Annotated in this window: 14 protein-coding genes; 9 read left to right on the forward strand and 5 right to left on the reverse strand. The window is 35.5% G+C overall.

Features of this window, described 5'->3' with window-relative positions; all coding sequences use genetic code 11:
* The first annotated feature begins 49 nt into the window (after positions 1-49).
* Positions 50-565 carry a hypothetical protein gene (locus AR685_RS13340; RefSeq protein ID WP_059124873.1) on the forward strand — a complete coding sequence of 172 codons (516 nt, stop codon included), beginning with the start codon at positions 50-52 and terminating at the stop codon, positions 563-565.
* Positions 566-718: 153 nt separating this feature from the next.
* Complete coding sequence (locus AR685_RS13345) at positions 719-1309, forward strand: hypothetical protein (protein WP_047444694.1); 591 nt, start codon at positions 719-721, stop codon at positions 1307-1309.
* Positions 1310-1413: 104 nt separating this feature from the next.
* Here the strand turns inward: AR685_RS13345 and AR685_RS13350 are convergent, their stop codons facing one another.
* Complete coding sequence (locus AR685_RS13350; RefSeq protein WP_059124874.1) at positions 1414-2049, reverse strand: peroxiredoxin; 636 nt, start codon at positions 2047-2049, stop codon at positions 1414-1416.
* Positions 2050-2149: 100 nt separating this feature from the next.
* Here AR685_RS13350 and AR685_RS13355 point away from each other — a divergent pair, with 100 nt between their 5' ends.
* Together AR685_RS13355 and AR685_RS13360 are read left to right on the forward strand one after the other, a co-directional pair.
* Positions 2150-3034: a mechanosensitive ion channel family protein gene (locus AR685_RS13355; RefSeq protein ID WP_059124875.1), complete on the forward strand. Its 885-nt coding sequence runs from the start codon at positions 2150-2152 to the stop codon at positions 3032-3034.
* Positions 3035-3211: 177 nt separating this feature from the next.
* Positions 3212-3769 (forward strand): hypothetical protein, encoded by a 558-nt coding sequence (locus tag AR685_RS13360; RefSeq protein WP_059124876.1) that lies wholly within the window; start codon positions 3212-3214, stop codon positions 3767-3769.
* A gap of 73 nt (positions 3770-3842) precedes the next feature.
* Here AR685_RS13360 and gap read toward each other — a convergent pair whose 3' ends face one another.
* From gap to AR685_RS13380, 4 genes are all read right to left on the reverse strand, one after another.
* Complete coding sequence (gap, locus tag AR685_RS13365; protein WP_047444702.1) at positions 3843-4853, reverse strand: type I glyceraldehyde-3-phosphate dehydrogenase; 1011 nt, start codon at positions 4851-4853, stop codon at positions 3843-3845.
* A gap of 32 nt (positions 4854-4885) precedes the next feature.
* Positions 4886-5872 carry a 6-phosphofructokinase gene (gene pfkA / locus AR685_RS13370; RefSeq protein ID WP_047444704.1) on the reverse strand — a complete coding sequence of 329 codons (987 nt, stop codon included), beginning with the start codon at positions 5870-5872 and terminating at the stop codon, positions 4886-4888.
* Positions 5873-6143: 271 nt separating this feature from the next.
* On the reverse strand, positions 6144-6902 hold the full coding sequence (locus AR685_RS13375) for a TIGR03915 family putative DNA repair protein (protein WP_059124877.1): 759 nt from the start codon (positions 6900-6902) through the stop codon (positions 6144-6146).
* A 132-nt stretch (positions 6903-7034) separates the two neighbouring features.
* Positions 7035-8294 (reverse strand): putative DNA modification/repair radical SAM protein, encoded by a 1260-nt coding sequence (locus tag AR685_RS13380; protein ID WP_047444708.1) that lies wholly within the window; start codon positions 8292-8294, stop codon positions 7035-7037.
* A 196-nt stretch (positions 8295-8490) separates the two neighbouring features.
* On the opposite strand from AR685_RS13380, the gene AR685_RS13385 reads away from it, so the two are divergent.
* The 5 genes from AR685_RS13385 (at position 8491) to sucC (ending at position 14378) form a co-directional block, all read left to right on the forward strand.
* Entirely contained in the window at positions 8491-9819 is a 1329-nt protein-coding gene (locus AR685_RS13385) for a hydroxymethylglutaryl-CoA reductase, degradative (protein ID WP_059124878.1), read from the forward strand.
* Positions 9820-9985: 166 nt separating this feature from the next.
* The gene (locus AR685_RS13390) at positions 9986-11062 is read left to right on the forward strand and encodes a hypothetical protein (RefSeq protein WP_059124879.1); all 1077 of its coding nucleotides are present in this window, start codon (positions 9986-9988) and stop codon (positions 11060-11062) included.
* Complete coding sequence (locus AR685_RS13395; protein WP_059124880.1) at positions 11059-11445, forward strand: DUF423 domain-containing protein; 387 nt, start codon at positions 11059-11061, stop codon at positions 11443-11445. The genes AR685_RS13390 and AR685_RS13395 overlap by 4 nt, the downstream gene beginning before the upstream one ends.
* A gap of 173 nt (positions 11446-11618) precedes the next feature.
* The gene (locus AR685_RS13400) at positions 11619-12896 is read left to right on the forward strand and encodes a chloride channel protein (RefSeq protein WP_059124881.1); all 1278 of its coding nucleotides are present in this window, start codon (positions 11619-11621) and stop codon (positions 12894-12896) included.
* Between the two features lie 291 nt (positions 12897-13187).
* The gene (gene sucC, locus AR685_RS13405; protein WP_047444718.1) at positions 13188-14378 is read left to right on the forward strand and encodes an ADP-forming succinate--CoA ligase subunit beta; all 1191 of its coding nucleotides are present in this window, start codon (positions 13188-13190) and stop codon (positions 14376-14378) included.
* Positions 14379-14510: the final 132 nt, after the last annotated feature.

Consider the following 14510-nt stretch of genomic DNA (forward strand, 5'->3'; position numbering starts at 1 on the left):
AAGCTGCATTTTTGCAGCTTCCATTTTGAAATTTAAAAACAAAAAACTTATGGATAAAATCAAAGATACAAGAAGTTTCATGAGAATCACTCACCGCTATTTAGGCTTTTTTATGGCGGGAATTATGGCAATATATGCTGTGAGTGGAGTCCTTTTGATTTACAGAGACACCGATTTCCTGAAAAAGGAAAAAATGTACAATAAAGTAATCGCCAAAAATCTTTCTGAGAAAGAACTTGGAAAAGAGCTTAAAATGAAGAATCTTGAAATAACAAAGACGGAAAACAATATCCTATTATTCAAAGACGGAACATACAATTTATTGACAGGACAAGCAAAATATTCTAAGAAAGAAATGCCTTTCGTAATAGACAAAATGACTAAACTTCACAAAGCAAAATCAGCAGACACACTATCACCCCTAAACGCATTTTTCGGAATCTGCCTGTTCTTCTTTGTGATCTCTAGTTTCTGGATGTTTAACACAAGAAGCAAACCTTTTAAACGAGGAGTAAAATTTGCGATTGCAGGTCTGGTAGTATCGATTATTTTACTATTTATATAGATTAAAGATTTATACTAATTTTAGTTAATTTTTTATTATTTACTCACCATCATTTCATTCAAAATATTCCTAAAAATAAGCATTTAGAAGTGTTGTGGCACATTTATTGAATTTAACACCATATCAAATAATTAACATAAACTTATTAAAATTATGAAAAAGCTAATTTTTACAGGAATATTAGCTGTTGCAGGATTGACAGCTACAGCAAATGCACAAATACAAGAAGGAAACTGGATGGTGGGTAGTAGCTTATTATCAAGCAACTTTGGACTAAATACCGGAGCAGGATACGACATCAAACTTCAACCTAGAGCAGCATATTTTATTAAAGATAACGTTGCATTAGGAGGTTATGTTACTTTAGGATTCTCTAAGCCGGGTGCAGGAGCATCAACACAGTTTGACTACGGTGTTGGAGCTTTAGGTCGTTATTATGTTTCACCAGGCGAAAAAGGGATTGATAACCTATTAAATCACGGTAGATTTTTCCTTGAAGGTAACTTAGGTGTTGGTGGTTTTAATGTTGAAAACGGTATTTCTACAACAGGTTTAGACTTCGGTGTAGGTCCTGGTTATTCTTACTTCATTACTCCAAACATCGGTGTTGAAGGTTTAGTAAAATACAATGGCGTTACAGGTTTTGGAAATGAAGGATTGACATCTCAAATCAGCTTTAACGTAGGTTTCAGTATCTATTTACCGACCTCCAAAGCAAAAGCTGTTGCTAACGATTTGAAATAATACCTGTTTCATACAACATACAAAAGCGGCTCGAAAAAATTTTCGAGCCGCTTTTTCAAATTAAAACTAAACTATATATAATAAATAAAAAATCTAAGCCTATTTTATTGATTGGGTTGAGGAGTATAACGGAGATACGGTTTAATTTCTTTCACCCCTAGAGGGAAAATATTTTTCGCATCTTCGGTTGTAATCGAAGGAGGAACAATAACATCATCACCAATCTCCCAATTTGCAGGCGTTGCAATTTTATGAGAATCTACCAACTGTAATGAGTCTAAAACCCTCATAATTTCATTGAAGTTTCTGCCCGTTGAAGCCGGATAAGTGATGATCAATCTTACTTTTTTAGCCGGATCAATAATTAATAAAGAGCGAACCGTCGCTGTAAGTGAAGCATTAGGATGGATAAAATCATATACCTCAGAGACTTTTCTGTCTTTGTCTGCAATGATGGGAAACTGCACATCTGTATTTTGAGTTTCGTTGATATCTTTGATCCAGTTTTTGTGATCTTCTACTCCATCAACGCTAAGGGCAATTACTTTGGTATCTCTTTTCTCAAAATCTGATTTCAGTTTTGCCGTGTACCCCAATTCAGTAGTACAAACCGGAGTATAATCTGCAGGATGGGAAAATAAAATACCCCAAGAATCTCCAAGATATTCGTAAAAATCTATATTTCCTGCAGTAGAATCTGCCTGAAAGTTGGGTGCGGTATCTCCTAGTTTGATCGACATACTATTTTGTTTTTATTAGTCTACAAATTTAATAGACTTTTTATGACTGGCAAAATTTTTGCTAAGGAATTTATTTATAATTTTGAAAAAATTTTTTTTTATGGAATATGGATTAAGCTATGTAGATACCGTTTATAAAGTTTTACAAAATTGGTATATCACCTTTGCTAAGCTCACCCCAAAGCTGGTTGTAGGAATTCTTGTTTTCACCTTCTTCTTAATGACAAGCAAATACCTCAGTAAACTTGCGGTAAAAATAATGCACAAACTTTTTCCTAAAAGTAAAAATGAAGGATCTGTCATTACGGTAATCAATGTTTTCAGATTTATCATCATCCTGATGGGAACTTTCATCGCTCTTGAAATCATGGGCTTCAGTGGTTTTCTCTGGAAGTTTATCGGAAGTTTGGGGGTTGCAGGGGTTATTGCCGGGGTTGCTTTAAAAGATTTGGTTTCAAGTATCTTTTCGGGAATGTTGATTGGAATTGACAAAGCCTTTAAAGTTGGAGACTACATAACCATCGGAAATCATTCAGGAACGGTGCAGGATATTGGTTTTTTAACTACAAAACTGATTACAGACGATGGAAAGAAAGCTTACATCCCAAATCAGGTTATTTTCAATGCCCCATTTTATAACATCACGGCATCGCCTCAGAGAAGAATTATTTTAGATTTTGAAATTCCTGCGGATGAAGATATTGTGAAAGCACAGGAAAGCATCAATCATGTAATTCTCAGTCAGGAATACATTGATAAACAGGATAAAGTAGAAGTGATTTTCACAAGCTTAAAACAGGGAGTTTTCAATTTACAGGTGAAATTCTGGATGAAAGTCGGAGAAAATTTAGGACACGTAAAAAGTGATATTTTAATGAAGATAAAAAGCAGCCTCGATGAGCAGGGAATTCCACTAGTAACTCCGACAAGCATTAATATCACCAATACTCCGGCACCAGAACTTCCGAAAGAGAATCTTGAATAAGTGATTTTCAGTTTAGATAAAACAGAAAAACCTTCCGAATCGGGAGGTTTTTTTCATATATCATGTATTTTAGAAAAAATCTCTGTTCATAAAATTCTAATTTCTATTGAAAAATACTACTAAAGGGTTATTTTTTAAGATTGAGAATAATGCGAACTTTAGCTAAAATTTAATACCATGAAAAAAATAATTTTGGCAACACTTCTTGGATTTTCACTCAATGCATATTCTCAAACAGAGGTTAATTATGAAGCTCCGAAACTTTATATTTTCACCGGCGATCTACTAGATGGCGAGCTGAATAGCCAATACGCTGATCTTTCTAAACTAAAATATGAATACAATAGTAAAAATGAAGTTTACACCGCAAAAATTAAAATCAAAATCGAAAATGAAATTGCAAAAACAGATATGTTCTGGCTTATGTTGATTAAAACAAAAAATAGTGCTTTTAATAGTTGGGGAATTCTAAACGGGCAAGATAATGGTATTGTAAGATCATATGTATATGCCACATCAATAAATGGTGAAAGAACATTTATACAAGGTCAAGATTCTCTTACCGAAATGATTACAAAAGGAACTTATACCTTAAATATCAGTGTAAAAGAAATTCCGAAAGAAACTGATTTTATAATCTTGAGAACTGGAGTAAATTCTTCTGATTATTATAAAGGAATTATGCATGCAATTCAAATGCAGGGACATGTAACAAAAGTTTTCAACAAGTTTTAACGTTATAGTAAATTCCTAACAACAAAAAACCTTCCAGATTTGGAAGGTTTTTTCATTTATAGCTGACTGCTTATTATTTAGTTAAAGAAGAAGCGTGGATCAACATATCAACTAATTTGTTTGAGTAACCCATTTCGTTGTCATACCAAGAAACAAGCTTCACAAAGTTAGGAGAAAGCATAATACCAGCGTCTTTATCGAAGATTGAAGTTCTCTTGTCTCCAATGAAATCCTGAGAAACTACAGCATCTTCAGTATATCCAAGAATACCTTTCAATTCACCTTCAGAAGCAGCTTTGATTACAGCACAGATTTCTTCGTAAGAAGCACCTTTTTCTAATCTTACTGTTAAATCAACTACAGAAACGTCAACCGTTGGTACTCTGAAAGACATACCAGTCAATTTTCCGTTCAATGAGGGAATTACTTTCCCTACTGCTTTTGCAGCACCTGTAGAAGAAGGAATAATATTGTTAAGAGCAGCTCTACCACCTCTCCAATCTTTCACTGAAGGACCGTCAACCGTTTTCTGAGTTGCAGTTGTAGCGTGTACAGTTGTCATCAAACCTTCTACAATTCCGAAATTATCGTGGATAACTTTAGCCAAAGGAGCTAAACAGTTTGTAGTACAAGAAGCATTTGATAAGATTTTAACATCATCTGTAAGCTCAGTGTGGTTTACACCCATTACAAACATTGGCGTATCATCTTTAGATGGAGCAGAAAGAATAACCTTTTTTGCACCAGCGTTGATGTGTGCAGCAGCACTTTCTTTATCTAAAAATAAACCGGTAGATTCTACGATGTAATCAGCACCGATTTCGTTCCACTTCAAGTTGTTTGGATCTCTTTCTGCAGTAACTCTGATTTTTTTACCGTTTACTACAAGGTCATTACCTTCTACAGAAACTTCTCCCGGGAAAATACCGTGTACAGAATCATACTTTAACATGTAAGCCATGTATTCTGCATTAATAAGGTCATTGATACCAACGACTTCGATGTTGTCTCTTTCAGTCATTGCTCTGAAAACAAGACGACCGATTCTACCAAACCCGTTAATACCTACTTTAATTGTTGACATAATTGTTTTGATTTATTTAATTATATAAAATATTAGATTGCTAAAATTTCTGAAATCAGCAACAGATCTTTATTGATTTCGTTGTGTTTTTTAATGGCATCTTCGATCGGCGTGTAAACAATTTCGTTTGAACGCATTCCTGCCATCACATTATTTTCTCCTACCATTAATCCGGTTACAGCTCCGAAGCCCAATCTACTCGCTAAAACCCTGTCTGCACAGCTCGGTGAACCACCTCTTTGAATATGACCTAAAATAGCCACACGAATATCGTATTCAGGAAATTCTTTCTGAGTCTGCTCTGCCAATTCGTAGATGTTTGCCAGTTTCTCGCCTTCTGCAACCACGACGATGCTTGAAGATTTTCCTGTTTTTTCTGCATTTCTGAAATTGGTAAACAATTCATCCATGCTGTCTTTTTTCTCAGGAATCAGAATATCCAAAGCACCAGTTGCCAATCCGCTGTTCAGCGCAATAAAACCTGCATCGCGACCCATTACTTCAACAAAAAAAACTCTGTTGTGAGAAGTCGCTGTATCACGGATTTTATCAATCGCATCCATTGCTGTATTTAAGGCTGTGTCGAAACCAATGGTATTGTCCGTCCCAAAGATGTCGTTATCAATCGTTCCCGGCACACCAATTACACGGACTCCAAATTCTTCATTGAAAATCTTTGCCCCAGTGAACGTTCCGTCACCTCCTATACAAACCAAACCGTCAATTCCGTATTTCACACAATTGTCATAGGCTTTTTGACGACCTTCTTTAGTTCTGAATTCTTTGGATCTGGCAGATTTTAGAATAGTTCCACCTTGGTTGATTATATTTTTTACAGAACGAGGTCCCATTTTCAGGAAATCATCATGAATAAGACCGTTGTAGCCTTCTCTCACTCCGTAACATTCGATATTGTAATAATTGGCAGTTCTTACGACCGCTCTTAATGCTGCGTTCATCCCCGGAGAGTCACCACCCGAAGTAAGAACTGCAATTTTTTTTACAGCACTCTCTTTCATTTAGTAAAAAATTTCAAACACAAATTTACAAAAACAAGTTCAGATAACGGCAGTATCTTTATAATACTTTTCATCCTTTAGTATCCTGCAAATTTAAAAGAGCCAAGGCAAAAGTAAAAAGAGCCAGCTGGAGTGGGAAAGTAATAAAATTCCGATATGGTCGCAGTTTGAATTTCTAAAAAAGTGATGTGAATTTATCTCATCCGTGGCTGGAATGTTTTCACCATTTTAGAGAAAATACGTGAAAATCTTTGCAATCTATAGAGTAACTCTAATGCTTCTCCGTTAAATATTTCCAATATCTCTTCGGAACATGCTGAATATGCAGTTTTAAATTTTTCCTTTCTACAATATTGGTTTTAAAAAAGTATCGCTGCCAAAGTTTTTGATATTGATTTTCTTCATCATGAAACTTCTCTTGATATTTTTTTAAATCTAATTTTTCTTCAGGATAAAAGAAATCACAGGTTTCCAAATCATAAAGAATTCCGTAGTTTCTTCTGAGATCGTAAATCATCCATTTCTGATCCTGATAACGGTCTTTAAAGTGCTTTCTGATCAAAGGTAAAACATTAAAATCCGGATCTATTTTGGCAAAGAAAACCTCATCCTGCATTTTTTCAAACCGAACGAAAGCTGTCATCCGATGTCTTTCGCGACTCACAGATTTTGAAATTTTAGCAATTCTCAAAATATCCTGATCTGCATAATTTTGGAGAATATTTTCTTTCGGATATTGTATCGATTGTCTTACTGCAGACAAAACGATCTTTTCTAAATCAGGTTCTTCTGACAAAAAAACTTTCACCAGCTCATGAATGCCCGACTTCCCTATATTTTCTTCTAATTTTTTTAAAACTCTTTCAGATTTCGCTTCCTGCGTGATCACTTCATGAATTTCAGCGAAGATATTTTCCTGATGAAATCTTTCTCTGCCTATAATTTCTACATCATCATACTTATACTCGAACACTTCGAATATTGCAGTAAAAAGTCCGTCAAAGCTGCCGTCGTAGATGAGGGTGGTCATTTTTTTAGTTTGAAAATTTGAAAATGTGATAATTTGAAAGTTGTTTCAAATCTTGCCCAAAATAGACTATTTATTTTTGAATATAGATTTATGAAATTCGTAAAAACATTCGTGCAATTTGTGTTTGAACAATTAAAAAAGTGTCAATTGCTGCGAAAACTGATCCTGAAATTTTGAAGTACTTCCTCCAATCAATAATTTTTTCAAATTCAAATCAGTTAAATGTCTCAGAAAAACATTTCCTGCATTAAAATCAATAAAATATTTAGCACGATTGACCGCAGCTCCCAATTTTTTCAAATGATCAATCGTTAAAACCTGAAAACGTCTCGCCGACACAATTTTCTTTGCTGTTTTCACTCCAATTCCCGGAATTCTTAAGATCATCTGATAATCAGCATTCTGAAGATTAATCGGGAACTGATCCAAATGCCGTAAAGCCCAACTTAATTTAGGATCAACTTCCAAATCAAGAAAAGGCATATTTGGGTCTAAGATTTCATCGGCTTTAAAACCATAAAAACGCATCAGCCAATCCGACTGATACAAACGGTTTTCCCGAAGCATCGGAACTGCCGTCGTTAAAGCAGGTAATCTGTTATCTTCCAAAACCGGAACATATCCCGAATAATAAACTCTTTTCAGATTGTAATTTTTATAAAAATGATCGGCAACTTTGATGATCTGCAAATCATTTTCATTGGTTGCGCCAACAATCATCTGCGTAGATTGCCCGGCAGGAGCAAACTTCGGAACTTTTCTGAAAATTTTCTTTTCTTCTTTATACTGGGTAATTCCGCTCTGGATATATTTCATCGGATTGAGCATATCCTGTCGGTTTTTCTCCGGAGCTAATAACTTCAGTCCGCTTTCAGTAGGAATTTCAATATTAATTGACAATCGATCTGCATACAATGCAGCTTCCTGCATCAGAATATCACTTGCGCCGGGAATTGATTTCAAATGAATATATCCGTTGAAATTTTCTTCGAGACGAAGTTTTTTTGCCACACGCACCAAACGCTCCATTGTGGTGTCAGCATTTTTGAAAATTCCTGAACTTAAAAATAAGCCCTCAATATAATTTCTTCGGTAAAAATTAATCGTCAAATCAACTACTTCTTCCACTGTGAAAGCGGCTCTTTTGATATCATTCGAACTTCGGGAAACGCAATATGCACAATCATAAATGCAGTGATTGGTCAAAAGAACTTTAAGCAGAGAAACACATCGACCGTCTTCGGTGTAGGTATGACAAATCCCGCTCGCAGAACTGTCTCCCAAAGCACCTTTCTTATTCTTCCTCGAACCTCCGCTAGACGAACATGAAACATCATACTTCGCAGCGTCAGCAAGGATTTCTAATTTTTCTTTAAGGCGGTCAAAATTCATGTATTGTGGTTAGAATTTATTATAAATAGACGTTTTACTTTACAAAACTATGTCCAAAATTGAGAAATGTCACTCTTTTTTCAACTAACTTATCAACAATAGGCACAAACAAATTTACTATATTTACCATCATTAATTTATGCGTGAAATCGTAAACAGCCGATTCCACTTTCTATACTAAAAAATAACGCACTCTATGAATCATCAACCGGTAGAAGGTTTTTCTAAACTGACCAAGCAGGGAAAAATTGACTGGCTTGTCAATGAATATCTCGAAGGAAACAAAGATTATCAGAATATACTCAACCAATATTGGAACGAAAATACAGAACTTCAGAAACTTCACGATGAGTTTTCTGAGAATACGATTTCCAATTTCTATATGCCTTACGGAATAGCCCCAAACTTCCTGATCGACGGAAAATTATTGGCTTTACCGATGGCCGTTGAAGAAAGTTCAGTTGTAGCAGCCGCTTCCAAAGCAGCCAAATTTTGGATTGATAAAGGAGGTTTTAAAACTACCATTATTAATACTAAAAAATTAGGTCATACTCATTTCATCATAGAAGTAGAATCTCACAAACTTCAGCATTTTTTTAATTTTAAATTAAAGAAAAAGTTGTTTGAAGCCACAGAAAGCATCACAGCAAACATGAGAAATCGTGGCGGCGGAATTCTAGAAATAAAACTCGTTGACAAAACTGCTGAAATGCCTAATTATTATCAGCTGAAAGCAAGTTTTGACACTGTAGATTCTATGGGTGCCAATTTCATCAATTCTTGCCTTGAACAGTTTGGTAAGACTTTAAAAGAAGAGATCTCTTTGGAAGAGGATTTCACAAAGGAAGAAAAAGATTCTTTGCAGGTGGTGATGAACATTCTTTCAAATTTCACTCCTGATTGTATTGTGAGAGCGGAAGTTTCTTGTAAAATCGAGGACTTAAAAGACGACAGCGGAATTTCAAACGAAGAATTTGCAAGAAAATTCAAACAGGCAGTTACAATTGCTGAAATTGAACCTTTCCGTGCAACAACGCACAATAAAGGAATTATGAACGGCGTAGATGCAGTTGTCATTGCCACCGGAAACGATTTCAGAGCGACCGAAGCTTGTGCTCACGCCTACGCAGCGAGAGACGGAAAATACTCATCACTAACTCATTGCACGATTGATAACGGGATTTTCAGATTTTGGATCGATCTTCCAATTTCAGTGGGTGTTGTGGGAGGTTTAACCAATCTTCATCCTTTGGTAAAATTCTCTCTGGCCTTACTTGGAAAACCATCCGCTCAGGAATTAATGAGCATTTTGGCAGTTTCTGGATTGGCTCAGAATTTTGGAGCGTTGAGATCTTTGGTAACAACAGGCATTCAGAAAGGTCACATGAAAATGCATTTGTTTAATATCTTAAATCAAATGGGAGCGACGGAAGCAGAAAAGCAACATTTCGTGACATACTTTAAAGATAAAACAGTAACCCATCATGAAGTAATTGATGAGTTTAACAGATTAAGAGCGCAATAATGTTACAAATAATTGGGTCAGTTGCCTTTATTTTTTTTGGATTATTTTTAAAAAACACTAAAAATCCAGAGTTTCAGAGATCGAGAAAATACTCCAAATTTTTTATCATTCTGGGAGCTTTAACCCTGATTGGCACAATCATTTTAAAGTATCTTAAATCTACCTGATGAAAAAAGGCACACTAATTTTCCTTCTGATTTCCGGTCTTTGTTTTTCGCAGCAAAAAACTGTAAAGATCACTGATCTACCACCGAAGACTGAAGATTTCAATTTTCCTAAGATTTCTTATCCAGAGAAACCTTTAGTCGAAAATAAGATCAATACGTTTCTGCAGGTCGATCAGCTTGAATATATTCCCGGCTCAGAAATAAGTGCATCGAAACTAGTGTCTACGGGAAAGACCTCGTACTCTAACTTTGTGTACTTTTACAGCTGGGAAAAACTTGAAACGCCAAAAAACATTCTGAGTATAGCGATAGACGGAGAAGCTTCCGGTGCATATCCTGAAGGATTTTCAATCTGGAAAAATTTTGATTTAAGAACAGGAAATTTCATCAATGCTAAAGATTTATTTCAACCTCAATCGGTCAAAACAATTGAAAATTTAATTCAGAAAAACGTCAAAAAAACGGTCAATGATTTTCTTGTTCAGCTAAAGTCGGAGAAAAACCCTTCGGACGAAGTTTCAGAGCAAATTTCGATGTATGAAGATTGTTTTACTGATTTTACTTTAGAGGGAATTGAATATTCTTTTGCAAAAGACACAATAAGATTTATCGCCGGAAGATGTTCAAATCACGCGATGAGAGCATTGGATGAACTCGGTAGTCATGCTGTCGAATTTTCTTACACAGCATTAGAAAAACACTGGAGCTCTTACGCCAAAAATTTATTGTCTGGCTCAGGAAAAATTGATAAAACCAGCTTGGATAATAAATTGTATCAAGGAAAAATTGATGGAAAATATCCAATCACGGTTTTGATCAATAAAGTGTATGAAGATGGTTCTTTTTCTGCAAAATACTGGTACGACAAAAATAAAAAACTCATTCAGTGGGACGGAAAACTGAAAGGTAATCACATTTCCATCATAGAAAACGCTTATTACAGCGAAGAAACGAATCAATGGATTTTCAAAGCTTTGGTTGAAGCTGAGGTACAGGGAAATAAAATCGTTGGAACCTGGCAGGATTTTAAAACAAAAAAATATTTAAAACTAGAAATTAGAAGAATTATAAAATGAAAACAATTACTTTAGTCTTCGGTGCCGCTTACGGTATGTTATCCGTTATTTTGGGAGCATTTGGAGCTCACGCTTTAAAAAAAATATTATCTGTAGAAAGACTTGAAAGTTTTGAAACAGGAGTAAGATATCAGATGTACGCTGCATTCTTTTTACTGATTGTAGGTTACATTTTAAAATTTGATACCTCATCTCAAAAATGGATCTCCATTTTGATGATTTTGGGCACAATGCTGTTCTCTTTCAGTATTTATGGATTGAGTTTACAGGAACATTTTGGTTTAAACCTTAAGTTTCTAGGCCCGATCACTCCGCTTGGTGGACTATTTATGATTTTGAGCTGGCTGATGCTGATTTTTTATTTTGTAAAGAATAGAATTTAATTACTGTAAAGTCTTCGACAAGCTCAGACTGCCACGCCAATCGTCAGCAAAATAGTATTAGCATGTCATGCTGAGCTCGTGTAGAAGCACCTCCTAGTTTTCTAGCAAACATTTTCTCAGAAAACGCCTAAAAACTTCAACAAATGATGATTGTAATTTTAAAATAAGTTAAAATGAAAATCAATAGAAGACGTCGCTTACTACGGACATTTAATCTTTTAGATCAACCAATCAGATTCAATCCGTTTGTATTCAGCCGTACCTTTTTTATGTGGGCCATTACAGGTCTGGTAGGTGGAATTATTGCCGGACTATATTGGATTGTTCTTGAACATTTCACGGAATTTTTACATCAATTTCACGGTTGGATGGTCATTCCAACGATGGCAATTTGTGGTTTGCTAGCTGGTTTGGTAATCCATTTCATTGGTGATCCGGGAGAAATTTATTTGATCGTCAACAACATCCGATTCAATAAAGGTAAACTGGAACCGAAGAATAACCCTTCCATGATTTTGTCATCTCTTTTCTGTGTGGCATCAGGTGGAAGTTTGGGTCCGGAAGCACCGCTGGTTCAGGTGACAGGTTCTACAGGAACCTATTTAGGAAAACTTTTCAGATTGAAAGGTGAAGAACTTCGTTCATTAAGTATTGCCGGAATGGCTTCAGGTTTTACTGCACTTTTCGGTGCACCGCTAGGCGGAAGTTTGTTTTCTCTGGAAATTCTGCATCACAAACACGCTGTAGAATATTACAAAGCCATTATTCCGGCATTGGTGGCGAGCTGTTTCAGTTATCTGATGTTTGCCCTGATCATTCATTTAGGAATCGGAGCGACATGGGATCTGAAAGCCTATCACTATACAGGAGTTTACGATTTTGCATATGCAACCGCTTTTGGAATTGTAGGAACTTTGTTTGGCTGGATTTTTATTTTTGTGGTTAAATTTTTCAAAAAAGCTTTCGAGTACAGAAAATTTCCAATCTACATCAAAACGTTGGTAGGTGGAATTTTATTGGGAATTATCGCATTCTATTTTCCTTTGACAAGATATTTTGGGCATCATGAGGTGAATGAACTGATTAATGGAAACTACACGTTGAATTTTTTAATCATTATTTTGATTTTCAAAATTTTAGCTATTGCCATCACTGTAACTTCAGGATGGAGAGGTGGTTTCATTATTCCCTTGTTTTTTGTGGGAACAACTTTAGGATTAATCATCCATCATTTATTTCCGGCGGTTGATACTACCCTAGCGATTGTTAGCTGTATGGCTGCAATCAATGCATGCGTCACGAGAACGCCTATGAGTACAACAATTATTTTGGGAACTCTAACCGGTTTTACGTATTTCGTTCCAATACTTTTTGCCAGCTTAACAGGTTATTTTCTGGCTCCTAAAATACCGTTTATCGGTTCACAATCTGAGAAATTGTCTGAAGAATAATTTAAAACTATTAAGTCTTACTGAGAAGTTGAAAATAATGAAGTTGAACTTTGCTTTAAATAGAACGGTTGTTGAAAATCTATCTTCATAGTGGTTTAAAAAAACCAAGTTAAAAGCATTGGGTTTACACTCATTTTTTATAAAAAACTATGTTATAGTTTGAGATTTCATCATAAGAATATTTAAAAAGACGAATAGAGTTTTAATTTTTGCGCTAATAATCTTGAACTTCCGTGTCTTTTTATTAAATTTGTCAACCTTTAAAAATTAAAATATAATAATAAAAATAATATGAATCTTCACGAGTATCAATCAAAAGAGATTTTATCAAAGTACGGAGTAGCAATACAACGTGGTTTCGTAGCTAATAACGTAGACGAAGCTGTAGCTGCTGCTGAAAAACTTACTGCTGAAACCGGAGCTCAGGCTTGGGTTGTAAAAGCGCAAATTCACGCAGGTGGTCGTGGTAAAGGTGGCGGTGTAAAGTTTTCTCCGAACATGGATAAATTGAAAGAAAACGCTCAAAACATCATCGGAATGCAACTAATCACACCTCAGACTTCTGCTGAAGGTAAATTGGTGAATTCTGTATTGGTAGCAGAGGATGTATATTATCCTGGAGAATCTGAAACTAAAGAATTTTATGTTTCTATTCTTTTAGACAGAGCTGAAGGTAAAAATACAATCGTATATTCTACTGAAGGTGGTATGGACATTGAGCACGTTGCTGAAGTAACACCTCATTTAATCCACAACGAATTGATCGATCCTACTTTGGGTCTTCAAGGTTTCCAGGCTAGAAAAATTGCTTTCAACCTAGGTCTTGAAGGAAATGCGTTCAAAGAATTTACAAAATTCATCACTTCTTTATACAATGCGTATGTAGGAATTGATGCTTCTTTATTCGAAATCAACCCGGTTTTGAAAACTTCTGACAACAAAATTATCGCTGTAGATGCTAAAGTAACTTTAGATGGTAACTCATTGTTCCGTCACAAAGACTTAGCTGAATTAAGAGATACAAGAGAAGAAGATCCTTTAGATGTTGAAGCTGGTGAAGCTGGTCTTAACTTCGTAAAATTGGATGGTAACGTTGCTTGTATGGTAAACGGAGCTGGTCTTGCAATGGCTACTATGGACATCATCAAATTATCTGGTGGTAACCCTGCTAACTTCCTTGACGTTGGTGGTACTGCTGATGCTGCGAGAGTACAGACTGCTTTTGAAATCATCTTGAGAGATCAGAATGTAAAAGCAATCTTGATCAACATCTTCGGAGGTATCGTAAGATGTGACAGAGTTGCACAAGGTGTTGTAGATGCTTACCACGCTATGGGAAGCCTGCCTGTTCCATTAATTGTAAGATTACAGGGAACTAACGCTGTAGAGGCCAAAAGATTAATTGACGAGTCTGGTCTTCCGGTACACTCTGCAATTACTTTAGAAGAAGCTGCAAACAAAGTAAAAGAAGTTTTAGCTTAGTCTGAAATTTTATATAAATAAAAACCGTTTCATTTTTTGAAACGGTTTTTTTATGCGCCAAAATTTTAGAAATAGTAGTTACATCTATACAAAACACCTCTTCCTAAAAGTTTATATTCGCACAAATATTTT

This window comes from Chryseobacterium sp. JAH, from assembly GCF_001507335.1.
GTDB lineage: Bacteria > Bacteroidota > Bacteroidia > Flavobacteriales > Weeksellaceae > Chryseobacterium.